General features: G+C 70.4%; 18 protein-coding genes. 7 read left to right on the top strand and 11 right to left on the bottom strand.

What is annotated here, in order from left to right; all coding sequences use genetic code 11:
- Positions 1-188 precede the first annotated feature (188 nt).
- Genes AMK58_RS27290 through bioF form a run of 6 tightly spaced genes read right to left on the bottom strand, consistent with a single transcriptional unit; the run spans position 189 to position 6,642 of the window.
- Positions 189-896, bottom strand: coding sequence for a DUF2270 domain-containing protein (locus AMK58_RS27290; protein WP_035682574.1), 708 nt, complete (start codon positions 894-896; stop codon positions 189-191).
- A 55-nt stretch (positions 897-951) separates the two neighbouring features.
- Complete coding sequence (gene bioB, locus AMK58_RS27285; protein ID WP_051140945.1) at positions 952-1,944, bottom strand: biotin synthase BioB; 993 nt, start codon at positions 1,942-1,944, stop codon at positions 952-954.
- A 24-nt stretch (positions 1,945-1,968) separates the two neighbouring features.
- Positions 1,969-3,273 (bottom strand): adenosylmethionine--8-amino-7-oxononanoate transaminase, encoded by a 1,305-nt coding sequence (gene bioA, locus AMK58_RS27280; protein ID WP_035682572.1) that lies wholly within the window; start codon positions 3,271-3,273, stop codon positions 1,969-1,971.
- A complete protein-coding gene (gene bioD, locus AMK58_RS27275) occupies positions 3,270-4,679 on the bottom strand; it encodes a dethiobiotin synthase (RefSeq protein WP_035682570.1) in 1,410 nt (469 codons plus the stop codon). Before bioD ends, bioA begins: the two co-directional genes overlap by 4 nt.
- The gene (locus AMK58_RS27270) at positions 4,676-5,464 is read right to left on the bottom strand and encodes an alpha/beta fold hydrolase (RefSeq protein WP_059399692.1); all 789 of its coding nucleotides are present in this window, start codon (positions 5,462-5,464) and stop codon (positions 4,676-4,678) included. The genes bioD and AMK58_RS27270 overlap by 4 nt, the downstream gene beginning before the upstream one ends.
- The gene (gene bioF / locus AMK58_RS27265) at positions 5,461-6,642 is read right to left on the bottom strand and encodes an 8-amino-7-oxononanoate synthase (RefSeq protein ID WP_035682568.1); all 1,182 of its coding nucleotides are present in this window, start codon (positions 6,640-6,642) and stop codon (positions 5,461-5,463) included. Before bioF ends, AMK58_RS27270 begins: the two co-directional genes overlap by 4 nt.
- Before the next feature lie 92 nt (positions 6,643-6,734).
- On the opposite strand from bioF, the gene AMK58_RS27260 reads away from it, so the two are divergent.
- Positions 6,735-7,166 carry a GIY-YIG nuclease family protein gene (locus AMK58_RS27260; protein ID WP_059399737.1) on the top strand — a complete coding sequence of 144 codons (432 nt, stop codon included), beginning with the start codon at positions 6,735-6,737 and terminating at the stop codon, positions 7,164-7,166.
- Between the two features lie 234 nt (positions 7,167-7,400).
- The gene (locus AMK58_RS27255) at positions 7,401-8,408 is read left to right on the top strand and encodes a BMP family ABC transporter substrate-binding protein (RefSeq protein WP_059399691.1); all 1,008 of its coding nucleotides are present in this window, start codon (positions 7,401-7,403) and stop codon (positions 8,406-8,408) included.
- A gap of 3 nt (positions 8,409-8,411) precedes the next feature.
- Here the strand turns inward: AMK58_RS27255 and AMK58_RS27250 are convergent, their stop codons facing one another.
- A complete protein-coding gene (locus AMK58_RS27250) occupies positions 8,412-9,122 on the bottom strand; it encodes an RluA family pseudouridine synthase (RefSeq protein WP_035680873.1) in 711 nt (236 codons plus the stop codon).
- Between the two features lie 193 nt (positions 9,123-9,315).
- Here AMK58_RS27250 and AMK58_RS27245 point away from each other — a divergent pair, with 193 nt between their 5' ends.
- The 3 genes from AMK58_RS27245 to galU all read left to right on the top strand — a co-directional run bounded on the left by AMK58_RS27245 (position 9,316) and on the right by galU (position 11,836).
- The gene (locus AMK58_RS27245; RefSeq protein WP_035680876.1) at positions 9,316-10,062 is read left to right on the top strand and encodes a hypothetical protein; all 747 of its coding nucleotides are present in this window, start codon (positions 9,316-9,318) and stop codon (positions 10,060-10,062) included.
- A gap of 33 nt (positions 10,063-10,095) precedes the next feature.
- Positions 10,096-10,833 carry a DnaJ domain-containing protein gene (locus AMK58_RS27240; RefSeq protein ID WP_035681008.1) on the top strand — a complete coding sequence of 246 codons (738 nt, stop codon included), beginning with the start codon at positions 10,096-10,098 and terminating at the stop codon, positions 10,831-10,833.
- 133 nt (positions 10,834-10,966) lie between these two features.
- Positions 10,967-11,836 (top strand): UTP--glucose-1-phosphate uridylyltransferase GalU, encoded by an 870-nt coding sequence (galU, locus tag AMK58_RS27235; RefSeq protein ID WP_035680877.1) that lies wholly within the window; start codon positions 10,967-10,969, stop codon positions 11,834-11,836.
- A gap of 54 nt (positions 11,837-11,890) precedes the next feature.
- On the opposite strand, the gene AMK58_RS27230 is transcribed toward galU, so the two are convergent.
- The gene (locus tag AMK58_RS27230; RefSeq protein WP_059399690.1) at positions 11,891-12,499 is read right to left on the bottom strand and encodes a hypothetical protein; all 609 of its coding nucleotides are present in this window, start codon (positions 12,497-12,499) and stop codon (positions 11,891-11,893) included.
- Positions 12,496-13,056: a hypothetical protein gene (locus tag AMK58_RS27225; protein ID WP_035680880.1), complete on the bottom strand. Its 561-nt coding sequence runs from the start codon at positions 13,054-13,056 to the stop codon at positions 12,496-12,498. The genes AMK58_RS27230 and AMK58_RS27225 overlap by 4 nt, the downstream gene beginning before the upstream one ends.
- 279 nt (positions 13,057-13,335) lie before the next feature.
- On the opposite strand from AMK58_RS27225, the gene AMK58_RS27220 reads away from it, so the two are divergent.
- Both AMK58_RS27220 and AMK58_RS27215 read left to right on the top strand, forming a co-directional pair.
- Positions 13,336-14,088, top strand: coding sequence for an isochorismatase family protein (locus AMK58_RS27220; protein ID WP_035680881.1), 753 nt, complete (start codon positions 13,336-13,338; stop codon positions 14,086-14,088).
- Between the two features lie 129 nt (positions 14,089-14,217).
- Positions 14,218-15,402, top strand: a complete 1,185-nt coding sequence (locus tag AMK58_RS27215) for a pentapeptide repeat-containing protein (protein WP_035680883.1) — start codon at positions 14,218-14,220, stop codon at positions 15,400-15,402.
- A gap of 6 nt (positions 15,403-15,408) precedes the next feature.
- Here the strand turns inward: AMK58_RS27215 and AMK58_RS27210 are convergent, their stop codons facing one another.
- Positions 15,409-16,401, bottom strand: a complete 993-nt coding sequence (locus AMK58_RS27210; protein WP_035680885.1) for a BMP family lipoprotein — start codon at positions 16,399-16,401, stop codon at positions 15,409-15,411.
- A complete protein-coding gene (locus AMK58_RS27205; RefSeq protein WP_051140803.1) occupies positions 16,398-17,144 on the bottom strand; it encodes a hypothetical protein in 747 nt (248 codons plus the stop codon). The genes AMK58_RS27210 and AMK58_RS27205 overlap by 4 nt, the downstream gene beginning before the upstream one ends.
- Positions 17,145-17,311: the final 167 nt, after the last annotated feature.

Here is a 17,311-nt window from a genome sequence, read left to right as displayed (position 1 = left end):
TATGACCGCGCAACCGCATCCGATGGAGCCCCTTCTAGCCCCCCGCGGAAGGAGAACACAAGACGATCCGTTGCATAGCGTGAGCGCGACGGTGCTGATCCCATTTATGCCACGGCGCGCGAATGGGGCAGGCCCAACGGAAAACTACCCCTTATCCCTTGCGCGAAAAGGGAAATCCGCCGCGGCCCTCACGGCCCCCGCGCCAGATCGAGCACGGCGTCGGTGGCCGGCGGGGGCGGGCGCTCGCGGTCGGCGCCGCGGCGGCTGCGGAAGGTCCGGAAGGCGATGGCCATCCAGGTGCCGTGGAAGACCATGCCGCAGAGCAGGACGATCTCCCCCGGCACCGGCCCGATGGTCGCCCGCGCGAACAGCTCGTCCAGGCTCGACAGCGGGACCGGGTGGATCATCAACTTGCCCAGATAGGCCACCACCTGGATCAGGAAGATCCAGCCGTAGTTCCGCCGCAGACGGCGGCCCACCGCCTCCAGGTAGGTGATGTGAAGGTTGGGGTTCTGGTAGTCCTGGAACAGCGTCTCGTTCCAGCCCCGGGCGAATTGGTCGCCCTGGCCGCGCAGGATGGGCCCCAGGAAATACAGCTCCAGCACATGGGCGCGGATTCGCCAGAAGTCGAAGAAGCGGTAGCGCCGCGCCTCGATGTAGAGGAACACGGCGACCAGAAGCCCCACCAGCACCAGCGGCAGGGGGGAGGCGGTGGCGCTGCTGAAGGTCAGCGACAGGGCGATCCCGGTGGTGACCACCGCCCAGTTGGTGGTGGCGTCCAGCCGGGTCCGCCAGACGGTGCTTCGGTAGATCTCGGCCCTGTAGAGATGCGACAGGGCCGTGACCTCGGCCGAGGTGTAGTGGGTCTTGGGTGCTTTGGCGGCGATGTCGTCCATGCTCGGCGTCCTCCCCCTGGCTTTTCTTGACGCAGGGGCCGGGGACGCCGGCGCGTCAGTGGGCGCCGCCGTCGGCCTCCAGCCCCAGCCGGTCGAACAGCCGCCGGTCGGCCTCATGCTCCGGGTTGCCGGTGGTCAGCAGCTTGTCCCCATAGAAGATGGAGTTCGCGCCGGCGTAGAAACAGAGCGCCTGACCCTCGTCGCTGAGCGAGCGGCGGCCCGCCGACAGGCGGACGTAGGAGCGCGGCATCAGGATGCGTGCGACCGCGATGGTGCGGATGAACTCGAAGGCGTCCAGAGCGTCGACGCCGCCCAGCGGAGTGCCGGCGACCGACACCAGCTTGTTGATCGGCACGCTTTCCGGCTGCGGCGACAGGTTCGCCAGGGTCTCCAGCAGGCCGGCGCGGTCCACCCGGCTTTCCCCCAGCCCGACGATGCCGCCCGAGCAGACCTTCAGCCCGGCGTCGCGGACGTTGGCCAGCGTGTCCAGCCGGTCGCGGTAGCTGTGGGTGGAGACGATCTGCTCGTAGAACTCCTCCGATGTGTCGAGGTTGTGGTTGTAGTAGTCGAGGCCGGCGTCCTTCAGCGCGTCGGCCTGCGGGCGGGTCAGCATGCCCAGCGTCATGCAGGCCTCCAGCCCGAGGTCCTTCACGTCGCGGACAATGTTCGCCAGCTTCTCGACGTCGCGGTCCTTCAGCTCGCGCCATGCCGCACCCATGCAGAAGCGGCCGGCGCCCGCCTTCTTGGCCTTCTCCGCGGCGGCGCGCACCTGGGCCCGGTCCAGCAGCTTCTCCGCCTCGACGCCGGTGTCGTACTTCACGCTCTGCGCGCAGTACTTGCAATCCTCCTGACAGCCGCCGGTCTTGATGTTCAGCAGGGTGGAGAGCTGGACCTTGTTCGGGTCATGGTGCTGGCGGTGCGTTTCGTGGGCGCGGTGCAGCAGCTCCATGAAGGGCAGCTCGAACAGGGCCAGGATGTCCTCGCGGCTCCAGCGCCGGGCGATGGTGGTGGAGGCGGAATCCGCGGTCTGCATGGCGGTGTCGGGCATGGTCGGTCCTCGGGGGAAAGCGAATCAGAGAAGGGTATCGGCGGCGTCGCGGATCGCGGCGTAGGCGCGGTCCAGCTGCCCGTCCGTCACGCAGTAGGGCGGCAGCAGGTATATCACGGGGCCGAGCGGGCGCAGCAGCAATCCCCGCTCCAGGAAGAAGCGCTTCAGCGTCTGCCCGACCGCGGCGGTGTAGCCCTGCGCGTCGGTCACCTCGATGGCGGCGATGGTGCCCATGACGCGCCCGCGCGACAGCTTTGGGTGGCCGGACAGGTCGGCGATGGCGGCGCGGTGCCGCTCCTCGATGCGCGCAAGGTTGGCGGCGGTCTCCGCCGAGGTGGTCAGCTCCAGCGAGGCCAGGGCGGCGGCGCAGCCCAGCGGGTTGGCGGTGAAGCTGTGGCCGTGGGCGAAGGCGCGGTCGAAACCGGCGCCGAGGAACGCCTCGTAGATCGAAGCGCCGCAGGCGGTGACCGACAGCGGCAGGAAACCGCCGGTCAGCCCCTTGGACAGGCAGATCAGGTCCGGGGCGACTCCGGCCTTCCGGCTGGCGAACAGGGCGCCGGTGCGGCCGAAGCCGGTCATCACCTCGTCGAAGATCACCAGACCGCCCGCCGCCCGCACCCGCGCCGCCATGGCCCGCAGGAACTCCGGCCGGCAGAAGCGCATGCCGGACGCGCCCTGGACCAGCGGTTCGATGATGACGGCGACCAGCTCCGCCCCGTTGGCGGCCAGCCAGCGGTCGAGCCAGTCCAGCGCCGCGGCCTCCTTGGCCTCGACCTCCGGGTCGCCGTCCCAGGTGGAGGGGTAGGGCATGCGATCGACGGCGAACAGCAGCTCCTGGAACGGTTCATAGAAGCCGGAGCCGACCCCTGCCGCCATGGCGCCGAAGGTGTCGCCATGGTAGCTGCCCTCGAAAGCGAGGAAGCGGCGGCGCTGGCCCTCGCCATTGTTGCGCCAGTACTGCCAGGCGAGCTTCAGCGCCACCTCCACGGCGGTCGAGCCGTTGTCGGAGTAGAAGACGCGGTCGAGGCCGCCCGGCAGCACCTCCGCCAGCCGGGCGGCGAGGCGGGCGGCGGGGCTGTGGGTGAAATCGGCGAAGATCACCTGCTCCAGCTTGTGCGCCTGCTCCGCGATGGCCCCGGCGATGGCCGGGTGGGCGTGGCCGTGCAGGTTCACCCACCAGGAGGAGATGAGGTCAAGGATTTCCCGCCCGTCCCCGGTGAACAGGCTGACTCCCTTGCCGTGGGTGACGGCCAGTGGCTCCGGCGCGGTCTGCGCCTGGGTGAAGGGGTGCCAGACGTGAAGGCGATCCAGGGCGATGGTGTCGGTCATGGAAACACGCTGTCGAAGGAAGGGAGGAGCGCCGCCGCCTCGGCGACGGTTTCGGCGTCGAGCCGGGGCAGGGTGGGGATCTCGGCCAGAACGCGGACCTTGCCGAACCGCTCGATGGCGGCGCGGTTGCCGGGGTTGGGCGGGCCGTTCAGCACCACCCCGGCCACCGCCAGCCCGCGCGCCCGCAGCGCCTCCAGGCTGAGCAGCGTGTGGTTGATGGTGCCGAGCGTGCTGCGCGCCACCAGAACCACCGGCAGGCCGAATCGGGCGATCAGGTCGATGATGAAGACGTCCTCCGTCACCGGCACCATCAGCCCGCCGGCCCCCTCCACCACCAGCGGACGGTCGGTGTCGGGCAGGGCCAGGGCGTCGGGGTCGATGGCGACGCCCTCCAGCTCCGCCGCGGCGTGGGGGGACAGCGGCTCGGCCAGGGCGTAGGCCGGCGTGTGGACGCGCTCCGGGGGCAGGGCGGCGAGGGCGGCGACCGTGGGGGTATCGCCGGCCTCGTCCTTCAGGCCGGTTTGCAGCGGCTTCCAATAGGCGGCGTCCCAGGCCCGCGTGAGGCACGCGGAGACCAGCGTCTTGCCGACGCCGGTGTCGGTGCCGGTGACGAACACCCCGCGGGGCCGGGCGTCGTCCTTGCGGAACAGGCCGTAGGCGATGTGGTGGGTCATGGTCAGTCCTTCCGGCCGTTCCAGCCGGCGCAGCACGCGGCGCAGGGCGCCCGGCGGCAGGGGGCGGCGGCCCTCCGCCGGCAGATGGGCGCCGATGCCTTTCAATTCGGCGAGGAACTCCAGCCCGTCGGCGTGACGGCGGAGCAGCCGCTCCTCCTCGACCGATCCCGCGCCGCCGGCGGGCCACAGCCGGTCGAGGGCGTGGCGGGTGGGGTAGGTGGGCACTCCGGCCTCAAGCCCCAGCGCGTGGTGGGCCTCCCGCCACTCCCGGAAGCTGTCGGCGGCGAGCGTGGCGACGGCGATTCGCCCGCCCGGCGCCAGCATTTCCGCCCAGCGCGCCAGAGCGGCGGTGGGGTCGCGGAACCATTGCAGGGCGAGGCTGGAGACGATGAGGTCGAAGGGACCGTCGAGGTCCGGTTTTTCCCCATCCATGATCCGGAACGCGGAATCGGTCGGATCGCCCAGCGCGGCGCGGCAGCGCGCCAGCATGTCCGGCGACAGGTCGGTGAGCAGCCAGTCCGCCGGCCCGATCCGCTCGCGCAAGGCGCGGCTGAGGAAGCCGGTGCCGCAACCGATCTCCAGCACGCGGGGGCGGGGCGGCAAGGGGAGGCGGGCGACGCGCTCCGCCAGACGCTCCGCCGCGATGCGCTGCACGGCGGCGTGCTCCTCGTAACGGGGGGCGGCCTTGCCGAAGGCGGCGGCGATGGCGGCCTTGCGCGGGTCGGCGGTCATGCCGTCTGCCTAGCGGCGAAATCGGCGATCCGCTCCGCGCACCAGCCCGGCGCGGTCAGCGGCAGCAGATGCCCGCCGTCCGGGTGCCACTCGACCGAAATCTGGCCGCATCCGCCATCCCCTCTCCCCCCTGGGGAGAGGGTTAGGGTGAGGGGGTTGCACAATGCTTGATCGTCCGGTTCCCCGAGACCCCCCTCACCCGGCGCCTTCGGCGCCACCCTCTCCCCGGAGGGGCGAGGGACAGAGTGGTTGCGAAACGCCTGTTCGGTCATGGCCGGCGGGACGATGGGGTCCTGCCCGCCGGCCAGGGCCAGCACCGGGCCGGTGAGCATAGCGCGGGCGTCCCAATTGCGTAACGCCTGCAACGCCTCACCCAACCGGGCCGCATCCAGGCCCTCAGGCAGCGGGGCCTCGCAGCCGCAGCGGCGCAGGAAGTCCGCGGTGACCGCTTCCGGCGCCGTGTCGAAGCGGGCGATCATGCGGTCCAGCAGCCGGCGCGGCGTGGCGGGGGCGAAGCCGTCGCCCTCGGTGAAGCGGGGAAAGCCGTTGACCAGCACCAGCCCGTCCCAGGCGAAGGGCCGCTCGTGCAGCAGCCACAGCGCCCCGAAGGAATGGCCGACCGCGACGATGGGGCGCTTGGCGGGAAGCTCAGGAATCGACGGTGGGCCGTAGAAGCCGAGATCCACCGCCACGCTCTCCCCCTCCGGAAGGGCCTCCCGCACACCGTCCCAGACGCCGGGGCCGAATCCCCAGCCATGGACGAAGACGAACAGCGGCGCGGTCATGCCGGCGTCCAGGCGTCGGCCACCGCACCCACCAACGTCTCCAGATCGGCGTCCGTGTGGGCGGCGGACAGGGCGAAGCGCAGGCGGCTGGTGCCCGGCGGCACGGTCGGCGGGCGGATGGCGATGCCCAGGATGCCGCGCTCCTCCAGCCGCCGGCTGAGCGCAAGAGCGTCCTCCTCCGCTCCGGTGATGGCCGGGACGATCTGCGTGCTCGACCCCGCCGTGGCGATGCCCAGCCCGTGGAAGGCGGCGCGCAGCCGCTCGGCCATGGCCTGGAGCCGGTCGCGCTCGGCGTCCAGCGCCGGCACGAGGTCGAGCGCCGCGTCCATCGCCCCCAGCACGGCGGGCGGCAGGGCGGTGGCGTAGATCAGCCCGCCGCAGCGGTTCACCAGATAGTCGCAGAGCGCCCTCGACCCCGCCACATAGGCGCCAAAGCCGCCCAGCGCCTTGCTGAAGGTGCCCATGGCAAGGTCCACGCGCCCCTCGCCCAGCGCCGCCAGCCCCATCCCGCGCGGGCCGAGCACCCCGGTCGCGTGCGCCTCGTCGAGGAACAGGAAGGCGCCGTGCCGCTCCGCCAGCGCGGCCAGCGCCGGCACGTCGGCGCGATCGCCGTCCATGCTGAAGACGCTCTCCGTCACGATGAAGCGCGTGCCCGGCTCCCCCGCGCGCTGGGCCAGCAGGGTTTCCAGATGGTCGAGGTCGTTGTGGCGGAAGCGGATCTGCCGCACCCCGGCGGCGGCGCAGCCATGGTGCAGGCTGGCGTGGTTCAGCCGGTCGGTGAAGACCAGCGCGTCACCGCCCAGAAGCTCGCGGTCGAACAGCGCCGGCAGGACCGCGGCGTTGGCCTGCCAGCCGGAGTTGAACAGAAGCGCCGCCTCCGTCCCCTTCAGCCGGGCGAGCTTCGCCTCGACCTCCGTGTGAAGCTCCAGCGTGCCGCAGACGAGGCGCGACGCCGTCGCCCCGGCACCCCAGCGCCGCGCCCAGTCGCTGGCGCGCTCCACCAGCAGGGGGTGGGAGGCGAGGCCGAGATAGTCGTTGCTGGAGAAGTTCAGCAGCGTCCGCCCGCCGCGCCGGATGCGCCCCGCCCCTTCCGGGCGCACGGGCAGCAGGGTGCGGCGCGTGTGGCGCTGGGTGAGGCGGTCGAGATGCTGGCGGAACAGCGGGTCGAGCAGGGACATGATGCGGGCGTGATAGCAGAGCGCGCCGCTGGGGCGAAAGGTCCGAATAGCACAGGTGCCCTGGCGCCCCGGCGGGCGTAGACTGCGTGGCCATGCCGTCCGATCCGCCATTCCACGACCGCCCCGACGCCCTGCCGCCCGAGCCCGGCGCCTATGTGCTGCTGATCGCCCTGGACGGTGCGCTGACCCTTCGCCTGCCCGGCAAGCCGGAAAGTGTGCTGGCACCGGGCCGCTACCTCTATTGCGGCAGCGCGCGGGGGCCGGGGGGCCTGCGGGCGCGGGTCGGGCGCCATTTCCGTCGCGGCAAGCCGGAGCGCTGGCACGTCGACCGGCTGACCGCAGCCGGCCGGATGCTCGGCGCCTGGATCGATCCCGGCGGAGACGAATGCGCCCTGGTCGCGGCGCTGTCCGGCCTGCCGGTGCCCGTCCCCGGCTTCGGCAGCAGCGATTGCCGCCACTGCGTCAGCCACCTGCTGCATTGGCCGGATGGGGCGTCGATTCCGCTGCGCAATGTGCCGTTTTGAGGCTCCGGACGGGCTCCGGCGCGGGAATTGAGGCGAATTGCTTGGTTTGACCATCCTCCAAGGGTTATAGTCCCCCGTCATCGGGAGGCGGGCATGAAGACATTGACCCATAACCGCCGGGATATCCTCCGGGCTTTCGGAGGCGCCTTCGGGTCCGCGGCCATGCTTCTGACGGCGCCCCAGGCGTTGGGGCAATCGGCACCCTCGGCATCGTCCACCCTTGGATCGCCCGACTTGGGCGTCGGTGTCCTCTACTGCGGCGACCGCGCGGATTTCGGCTTCAACCAGGCCCATGCGGAGGCCGCCCGCGCCCTGACCGGGCTGCCCGGCCTGCGGCTGGAGGAGCGGGAGCACGCCGCCGACACGCTGGCCGCCACGGCGGAGGAGCTGGTCGGCCCCGAGGGCTGCCGGATCGTCATCGTCACCGCCGCGGGCGGCGCTCTGCCGGGGCTGCTGGCCCAGGCCGACGCCCACCGCGACGCGGTGTTCCTGTTTTCCGGCGCGCCGCTGGACCGCGACCGGCTGCCGATCAACACCGGCTTCTTCGAAGGCTATCTGGAGGAAGCGCAGCACATCTCCGGCCTCGTCGCGGGCTACGCCAGCCGGGGCAAAACGATCGGCCTCGTTGCCTCCCACCCCGCACCGGACGTGCTGCGCTGCGTGAACGCCTTCGCGCTGGGCGCCCGGCGCGCCGATTCCGCCACCGCGCTGCGCGTCGCCTTCGTCGGCGAGGCGGCGACGCCGCGGCAGGTCGCCGAGGCCGCCCGCGCGCTGGCCGACGGCGGCGCCGACGTGCTGGCCGCCCAGCTCGACGGGGCCCGCCCGGTTTGCGAGGTGGCGGAGGCCCACGGCATCCTGTGCTGCGGCCTGCACACCGACCTGTCGGCCTTCGCCCCGCAGGGCTTCCTGACCGGGGCCGAATGGGCCTGGGAGAAGGCCTACGCCGAGACCGTCGCGCTGATCGCCGCGGGTAAGCCGTGGAAGCATCTGCGCCAGGGCGGCTTCGACCAGGGCTTCGTGCGCAACACCGCCTATGGTCCGGCGGTGGGGGTGGAGGCGCGGGCCCACGCCGACGCGGCGCGGATGCAGCTCGCCAATGGCAACGCCGCCGTCTTCCGTGGGCCGATCCAGGACAACACCGGGCGGACGGTGGTCGCCAAGGGCAAGGCCCTGCGCGGCGGCGACGCGGAGCTTGGCCGCATGGTCTGGCTGGCCGACGGCGTCACCGAGGTCGGGCGCTGACTGTTACGTCCCGCTTTGTTCGGTCCAGCCGCAGGCAGTCAGCGCGTCCCGCATGTGCGGCGGGGGCGGTGCCACGGCGGTGACCGGTTTGCGGTCGAAGGCCATGGTGAAGGTGACCGACCGCGCCAGCAGGTGCAGATTCCCCGGCGGCACGCGCACCGGGCCGTAATAGGGCTCTCCCACCAGCGGGCAGCCGATGGCCGCGCTGTGGACGCGGAGCTGGTGCGTGCGCCCGGTCCGCGGCCTCAGCTCCAGCCATGCCCGCCCGTTGCCGGTTCCCAGCACCTTGTACTCGGTGACGGCGGGCTGGCCAGTGGGGTGCGTCACGATGTTCCAGGCGCCAGGGATCAGCAGCTTCAGCAGGGGGTAGTCGATGACCCCCTCCGCCGCCTCCGGAATGCCCTCGCTGACCGCCCAATAGGTCTTCTCGACATGGCCGGCGGCGAACATGTCGCCCAGCCGCTTCAGCGCCCAGAGGGACCGCCCGAGCACGAGGCAGCCCGCCGTGTCGCGGTCCAGCCGGTGAGCCAGCCGCGGCGGCGTGCCGTCCCCCTCCGCCAGGAAGGGCAGGTAGAGGTCGAGATGGTCGGTGATCCGCCCGGCCTTGTGCACGGCCAGCCCGGCGGGCTTGTCGATGATGAAGACGTCCTCGTCCTCGTGCAGGATTCGGGCGCGCAGCGTGGCGGGAGTGAAGGTGGTACCGGCGTCGCTCATGGGCGCCACCCAAGCACGGCGCGGGGAGAGGGGCAAGCCCGCCGGCGGATTCCGCGTCGCGGAACCACATCGGCGGACGCCCTGTTGCCCAACGGGCGGCGCCGTGGACAAGTCTTGGACAAGTCTGGACCCATGCCGCCGCGCCGCCCATCTTTACGGAATGACGGATCACCGTGGCGAAGGGATACGGGCGATGGCTGAACGCGACAATCTGCCGGCGCAGCAGCGGTCCACCCAGACCGAGGTGGACGATTTCCTGAGCCGTGTGGCGGCCCTTCCACGGGCAACAGGGGGGCCGCGCGGGCGTCTGATGTTCGCCATGGACGCCACGGCCAGCCGCGAGCCGACCTGGGACCGCGCCTGCCAGATTCAGGGAGAGATGTTCCAGGCGACCTCCGCGCTGGGCGGGCTGGACATCCAGCTCGTCTATTACCGTGGCTTCCGCGAATGCCAGGCCAGCCCCTGGGTGGGCAACGCGCAGGACCTGCTGCGGCGGATGACCGCGGTGTCCTGCATGGCCGGCCAGACCCAGATCGCGCGGGTGCTGGGTCACTGCATCAAGCAGACGCGGGACCGCAAGGTCAACGCGCTGGTCTTCGTCGGTGACTGCATGGAGGAGGACGTCGATCAGCTCGCCCATCAGGCGGGCCAGTTGGGGCTGCTGGGCGTCCCGGTCTTCATCTTCCACGAACGCGGGGACCTGATCGCCAAACGCGCTTTCCAGACCATCGCGCGGCTGAGCGGTGGCGCCTACTGCCCGTTCGACGGCTCGTCCGCCCAGCAATTGCGGGACCTGCTGAGCGCGGTCGCCGTCTATGCGGCGGGCGGCCGGGCGGCGCTGGAGCACTACAGCCGCGGGCGGGGCGACGCGGTGCGGCTGCTCACCAGCCAGCTCGGGAGTGGTCAGGGGGGACGCGGGGGCCAAACCCATGCATCATAAGGCAGGATTCGGCTAGAGATGGGGCAGAGCGGGATGTTTGGGTTTTTCCTCCTGGGCATCGCGCTGGTGGCCGGCCTTGCCATGCTGGCCCGCGTCTTCGTGTCCGCGGACCCGCGCACGCTGGCCACGGCGGTGCGCTATGGCGGCATCGCGCTGGCGGCCGTGACGGTCGTCATCCTGACCCTGACCGGACGGCTGGGCACCGCCATGATGCTGGGGGCGTTGGCCTTTCCGCTGCTGACGCGCTGGCGGACGCTGCGCGACGCCTTCCGCCCCTCGTCCTACGGAACAGCGAGCGGCGGGCAGACCTCGCAGATCGAGACGCTCTATCTGCGGATGACGCTGCAGCACGACACCGGGGCGATGGCGGGGGAGGTGCTGCACGGGCCGTGGCGCGGGCGGACGCTGGAGTCGCTGACCCTGGGGCAATTGCTGGCGCTGCTGGACGAGTGCCGACGCGACGATCCGCAATCGGCCTCCGTCCTGGAAGCGTGGCTGGAGCGTTCCCATCCCGGCTGGCAAACCGCCGAAGATCAATCCGCTGGAAGCGCGAACAATTCCGGTTCGAAGGACAGTGGCGGTGGTCGTGGCGGCGGTTCTATGACCCGCGACGAGGCCTATGATATTTTGGGGTTGTCGCCCGGCGCCACACCCGAACAGGTAAAGGACGCCCACCGACGGCTGATGATGAAAGTGCACCCAGATCATGGGGGGTCCACCTATTTGGCGGCCAAGATCAACCAAGCGAAGGATTTGCTGCTGCGCAACTAACCTTTTGCCGGGTTACGGAAGGGGAGTTGCGTCACCGAATCGCCTGTGGCAGAAAGCTGGACGAGCGTTTTGCAAACCTGCGAATCGTCTCCATATTCGAAGTATTTCCTCAAGCAACCACAAGAGAACCCCAATGCGAAAGCCTGTGCGCAAGGTGGTGTTCCCCGTCGCCGGTCTCGGTACGCGCTTTCTGCCGGCCACCAAGGCGATTCCGAAGGAAATGCTGCCTTTGGTCGACCGGCCTCTGCTTCAGCATGCCGTGGAAGAGGCGCGGGCCGCCGGCATCGAGGATTTCGTGTTCGTCACGGGCCGCAGCAAACGCGCCATCGAAGACCATTTCGACGCCGACACGGAACTGAACCGCACCCTTGAGGAGCGCGGCAAGCTGGACGCCCTCGAGGTGGTGCGCGACAGCGAGATCGCCCCGGGCCGCTGCTTCTACACGCGCCAGCAGGTCCCGCTGGGCCTCGGCCACGCGGTGTGGTGCGCGCGGGCGGTGATCGGCAACGATCCCTTCGCCATCGTCCTGCCCGACGACTTCGTCCAGGGCGACACCCCCTGCCTGAAGCAGATGGTCGACGCCTACAACGAGGTGGGCGGCAACGTCGTCGCCGTCGTGGACGTCCCGCGCGAGCGGACCAGCAGCTACGGCATCCTGGACGTGGAGAAGGACGACGGCCGTCTGGCCACCGTGCGCGGCCTCGTCGAGAAGCCGAAGCCGGAAGAGGCGCCCTCCACCCTGTCAATCATCGGCCGCTACATCCTGCAGCCGGAGGTGTTCGACCATCTGGAGAAGCAGCAGCGCGGCGCCGGCAACGAGATTCAGCTGACCGACGCCATGGCCAAGCTGATCGGCACGCAGCCCTTCCATGGCCTGCGTTTCGAAGGCACCCGCTACGACTGCGGCGACAAGGTCGGCTTCATCGAAGCCACGCTCGCCCACGCGCTGCGTCGTCCGGACATGGCGGACAAGGTTCGCGACATGCTGCGCAAATACTGCTGACGCGGACGGCCCGCGGGGAGGGGCGCCGTCCTTTTCCCGCGGGCCGGAAGCTCGTCAGCGGCCGCCGGCGGCCCGACGGGGAGGCCGTGCGGCTTCCTCCGGCGGGGCGGAGCGGCGGAAGGTGCTGAGTTCGGGGATGCGGTTCACCGACAGGCCGGCAACCCGGCAGGGCACCACCTCCAACACCTGGAATCCGGCCTTGCGCGGGTAGCGGGCGCTGACGCGCTCGCGCACCTCCCGTTCCGTTTCGGCGGTCAGGAGACAGCGGCGGATGCCCAGCCAGCCGCGTTGGCCGGTCATCACGGTGGCGTCGCTCGGCACATGACGCACCGCGGCTTCCCAGAACCGGCCCGGGCGGGGTTCGGAGCGGTCGAACACGTGATAGCGCACGACCGGCGCGGTCTGCCTCGCCTCCAGTTCGTTCAGGGCGGCCTGCATGTCCTGCTCCGCCTTCTGGGCGCGCTTCTCGGCCTCGGCGTGCTTCTGGGTGGCCTGGGAATAGGCGGTGGCGATGTCCTCCACGTCCTTCCCAACCTCCTCCATCTTCTCGCGGATGCGCAGCTGGCCCTGCCGCAGACCTTCCAGCTGCCGCCGCCAGTAGCGGTTGGACAGCACCGTCAGCACCATCAGCCCAAGGCTGAGATAGAGCATCATGCCGGTCATGCCGCCGCTCCTTCCGCGTCGGGGTCGGGCGCTTGGGCGAGCGGGACGACCATGGTCGGCAGGACGCCGTTCTTCACAGTGAAGGAGACGCGCGCCATCGCCGCCGCCTGCTCGACGGAATAGGTCCAGACATGGGCCACGTTGGGGTAGCTCCAGATCTGGCGGGCGAAGATCACGTCGCGCCGTTCGATGGCGGGGAACTCGTCCTGAACGGTCAGCCGGGCCCAGAAACAACCGGCCTCCTCACCGTCGCCCAGCTCATGGACGAACTCCACCTTGGTCAGTTCCAGCGCCCGGATCTCCGACAGCGCCTTCTGCCGTCGCCCGTTGCATTCGGTGGTGCGGGCCTGGAAGGCGGTCATTTCCTCCCGCCGCTGCTCCAGCTTGCGGGTCCATTCACCCAGCGCCGTTTTCTTCCGGTCGTGCTGGCGCATCATCATGGTCTGGCGCGCCTTCTCCGACGTGATCTGCCCGACGTCGATGACGATGGACAGGCCGAGCGCCGCGGCGCTGGTGACCAGCAGAAGCATGCCCAGGAACTCGGCCGATAGAACCATTGGTGTACCTTATGGTTGCGGCGGAAGCTTCGCGTCTCCTTTATTGAGGACCGGGAGCCACGACTTGGCACCGCGGTATTCCGTCGCACGGCCCGCCGCATGCAGACAGGAATATGTCGCGCGGTTGCAACAAACGGTCGATCAGGCTGAATTCCATTGATCTTTTCGGACCCATGCGCAAGCGTTCGGCCAGAATGTCGCAGTGCTTGGACACAGTCCTGAAATGTTGCGCACCCCTGGTCACAGGACTGACATTTCCACCGATTGAAGGGAGGACCCATGCTGGACCTGATGACTCGCAGCGACGAGGCGCTGGACACCATCCGCCGCACCTTTCCGGTGGCGCTCGGCGATTACGCGATGCCCGCCGGAGGCACCGGGCTGGTGATCATCGACGAGGTGAAGGGGTTCGCCGCCGTCGGTTGCGGTCCGCTCGCCCCGGCGGTGCCGAACGCCCAGGTCGACCGCATGATCGCCGAGACGGACCGTCTGGCCCGCCGCTTCGCCGGGGCCGGCTGGCCGATCTGCGTCTCGCTGGACCGCCACGACCCGGACAACCCGGAACCGCCCTATCCCCCGCACTGCCTGATCGGCACCGGCCATGACGAGCTGGTGTCCGAACTGGCCTGGCTCGAGTCGGAGCCGTCGGCGACCCTGATCGCCAAGGATTGCATCAACTTCTTCATCGGCGCGACCGAACTGGGCGCGGATGGCAAGGCCGGGCGCAACCGGCTGGTGGACTGGGTCAACGGCAACCGTCTGGTGTCGGTCGTCACCGTCGGCATCTGCACCGACGTGTGCGTGATGGACTTCGTCCTGACCCTGCTGTCCGCGCGCAACCACGGCATGATGCCGACGCTGAAGGACGTGGTGGTCTACGAGCCGGGCTGCGCCACCTACGACCTGCCGGAGGAGACGGCGCGGGGCCTCGGCCTTCCGGAGACGGCGGCCCACCCGCAGGAGCCGGCGCACCACATGGGGCTTTACATGATGGCCTCGCGCGGCGCACTGCTGTCCGACACGCTGCGCTGAGGCGAAACAAATCAGCGCTTTCGCTTTTTCCAGGCGGCTCTGGTAACATCCCAGCGTGGCAAGGGTCCCGATCGTTCAACCGGCGTGTGGTGCCGGCGGAAACGGCTGGACGGCGCGGAGGCGTCGCACGTGGAAGAGCGATATCTGAGGGCGATCCGCAACGCGCTGGTCAAGCATCAGCAATGGCTGACGCGTGACCCCAGCATGAAGGGGCGCTGCGCCGACCTCAGCTTCCACAACCTGTCGGGCCTTGGGCTGCGCCGCATCAACCTCAGCGGCGCCAAGCTCAGCGGGGCGAACCTGAACAGCGCCCGGCTGTCGGGGGCCGTTCTGTCGCGCACCGACCTGTTCGGCGCCGATCTGTCCAAGGCTGATCTCACCGGCGCGTCGCTGGAGGGTGCCGACCTGCGCGGCGCGCGGGTGGAGGGCGCCTTGATGGAGGAGGCAAACCTGCGCGGCGCCGACCTGCGCAAGGGCATGATGCTGGGCGCGGACGAACGCAAGCCGGCGGGCAACGCCGACGGCAGCACCACCTTCATCGGGTCCAAGATGGCCCGCGCCATCCTGTCCGACGCGCGTCTGGCGCAATGCGACTTTTCCGGCTGCGATCTCTGCGGCGCGACCTTTTCCGGCAGTGACATGACCGGAACGATCCTGATCGGCGCCAATCTGATCGGCGCGGTGATGGAGCGGGTGGAAATGCAAGGCGCCCTCCTGTGCGGCGCCCGGCTGGACGACGAACTGCGTCAGACGCTGGAGCGGCGCGGCATCGACGTCGACGGCACCGGGCTGGTCAGCCTCGCCGGGCGGATGGCCGACAGCATTTCCGCCCACCAGCTCTGGGTCGAGCGCAACGCCGCCGCCGGGCAGCGGCTGGAAATGCAGCGCGTCGACCTGCGCGGCTACAACTTCGCCAACCAGCTCCTGGCCGGTAGCGTGATGCGCTTCTGCGGGCTGCGCGGGGCGGATTTCTCCGGGGCGAAGCTGGTGATGGCGGACCTGTCCTACTGCGACCTGCGCGAGGCGGACTTCACCAGCGCCGACCTGTCCGGCTGCAACCTGCGCGGCGCCAATCTGGCGGGGGCCAAGCTGTGGCGGGCGCGGCTGCGCCCGGTGGATCTGGCCGGGGACGGCAGCCGCCTGTGGCCGACCAACCTCGCCGAGGCCAGCCTGACCGGCGCCGATCTGCGCGACACCAGCCTCGCCCGCGCGATCCTGCACGGCACCGACCTGACGCGCATCCGCGCCACCACGGAGACCCTGCGCGGCGCCGACCTGAGCTTCGCCGTCGGAGTCGAACCGCAATACGCTTGAGGGTGGCTACGAGGCGTCCGCCACCCGGATGCGGCCCCGGATGATGCCCTCGCGCGCCTCCTCCAACCGGTCCCTCATGGCGGGGGTGACCAGCGCGCGGTTGTTGTCGTCCAGCGCGTAATCGACGCCGCGCTCGGCCAATCCCAGGGCGCGCGGGCCGGGGGCCCAGGCGCCGCTGCGCCCCTCCCCGAAGGCGCGCTCCACCGCCAGATCCACCCGTTTCAGCATCGAGGTCAGGATGGTGCCGGGGTAGAGGTGATTCTGGTTGCTGTCCACCCCGATGGCGAGGCGCCCGCCGTCCTTGGCCGCCGCGAAGATGCCGAAGTTGGACACGCCGGCCCCGGCGAACACCACATCGGCGCCGCGCTGGAACTGGGCCTTCGCCACCTCGGCCCCGGTGGTCGGGTCGTTGAAGGCGGCGGGGGTGGTGCCGACGAAATTGACCAGCAGGCCGATGTCCGGGCGGGCGTGGCGGGCGCCCTGCTGGAAGCCGGCGATGAATTTGCGGATCAGCGGGATGTCCAGCGCCCCGATGAAGCCGACGGTGCCCGTCCGCGAGGCCATGGCCGCCAGCATGCCGACGAGGAAGGACCCCTCCTGCTCCTTGAAGGTCACGGACTGGACGTTCGGCGCTTCCACCACCGCATCGACCAGGGTGAAGCGGACGGCGGGGTGCCTCGGCGCGAGGCTGGCCAGCGGAGCGGCGTAGTAGAAGCCGATCAGCGCGAGGTCGGTCACACCGCGGCGCAGCAGGGCGGCCACCGCCTGATCGAACTGCGCCGTGCTGGCGGGCAGATAGTCGCGGTAGGCGACCCCGGTGGCCTCCTTGAACCGCTCCGCCCCGGTGAAGGCGCCCTCGTTGAAGCTCTTGTCGAACTTCTGCCCGACCGCATAGAGCAGCCCGGGCGCGAAGTCCTGCGCCCGCGCCGGAGCGGCCAGCGTGGCGAGGCCGGCGGCGCCCAACGCCAGGACGCAACGGCGGGAGAGATGGGTCGTCATCGGGCGGGCTCGGCGGTCAGGATTTCGGACACCAGCGCCGCGTGACGTGCCCGCAGCGGGGCGAGGGCAGGGCTGTCGGGCTGGGGCGGCTGGAGGATGAGCCGCGCGTCGGCGCGTCCGGTCGCGGTCAGGGCCGCACCGGGGAAGGCCGCGACGGCACGGCTCAGAAACTCCGCGAAGGCCTCGTCGGGGAGACCGCTGTAGGGCGTTCCGTCGTCGCCGCGTAGATTCAGGAACAGCAGCGTGTCGCCGAAGGCGGTGTAGCCGCCGCCGAGCCCCTCATGCTCCGCCGCGGCGGCGAGGAAGAAGCGCTGGGCGCGGTCCGGCGTCAGGCTGCCAGCGGGAAAGCGGACCAGGGCATAGCCGGTGGCGCCGTCGGCGCTGTCGAAATCGGCCACCAGGACGCTGTCCTGTTCGAGGCTCCAGGCGATGGCCCCGGCCAGCCGATCGGCGGGGCCGTCCTCCAGCCGCAAGGTCAGGTGGAGCGACGGGTTGGTCCGGAGCCGGTAACCGCCCATTCGCAGGTCGGTGACCGCGCCCGCTCCATCCAGGCCGGTGGAATCCAGAATGGCGGGCAGCAGGTCGGTCCGGGCGCGCTCGGTCAGGCGTTGCCGCGCCTCGTAGGACGTGTTGGGCGGGGAGGCCGCAGGCACGGCCTCGAAGAACAGGTGCTGCGCCACCACCTGCGCGAAGGCGGGCGAGGCGCCGAGGATCAGCGCGAGGGCGAGGATGTGACGGCGCACCGGCCGGAACTCCCGAACGAGAGGGGCAAGCGCAGTCTAGACGGGATGGTGTATTGACGCATAGGTCAATTGAATGACGCGCGCGTCTGGACGGGCCGCGGGGAATGTGTGATAGCATCGCCGGCAACCGGCCAACTGCGGCGGAAGAACCATGGGGAGGGAAGCGA

It is taken from the genome of Azospirillum brasilense, assembly GCF_001315015.1.
GTDB classification, from domain to species: domain Bacteria; phylum Pseudomonadota; class Alphaproteobacteria; order Azospirillales; family Azospirillaceae; genus Azospirillum; species Azospirillum brasilense.
This window is presented reverse-complemented; position numbering and strand designations above follow the sequence as displayed.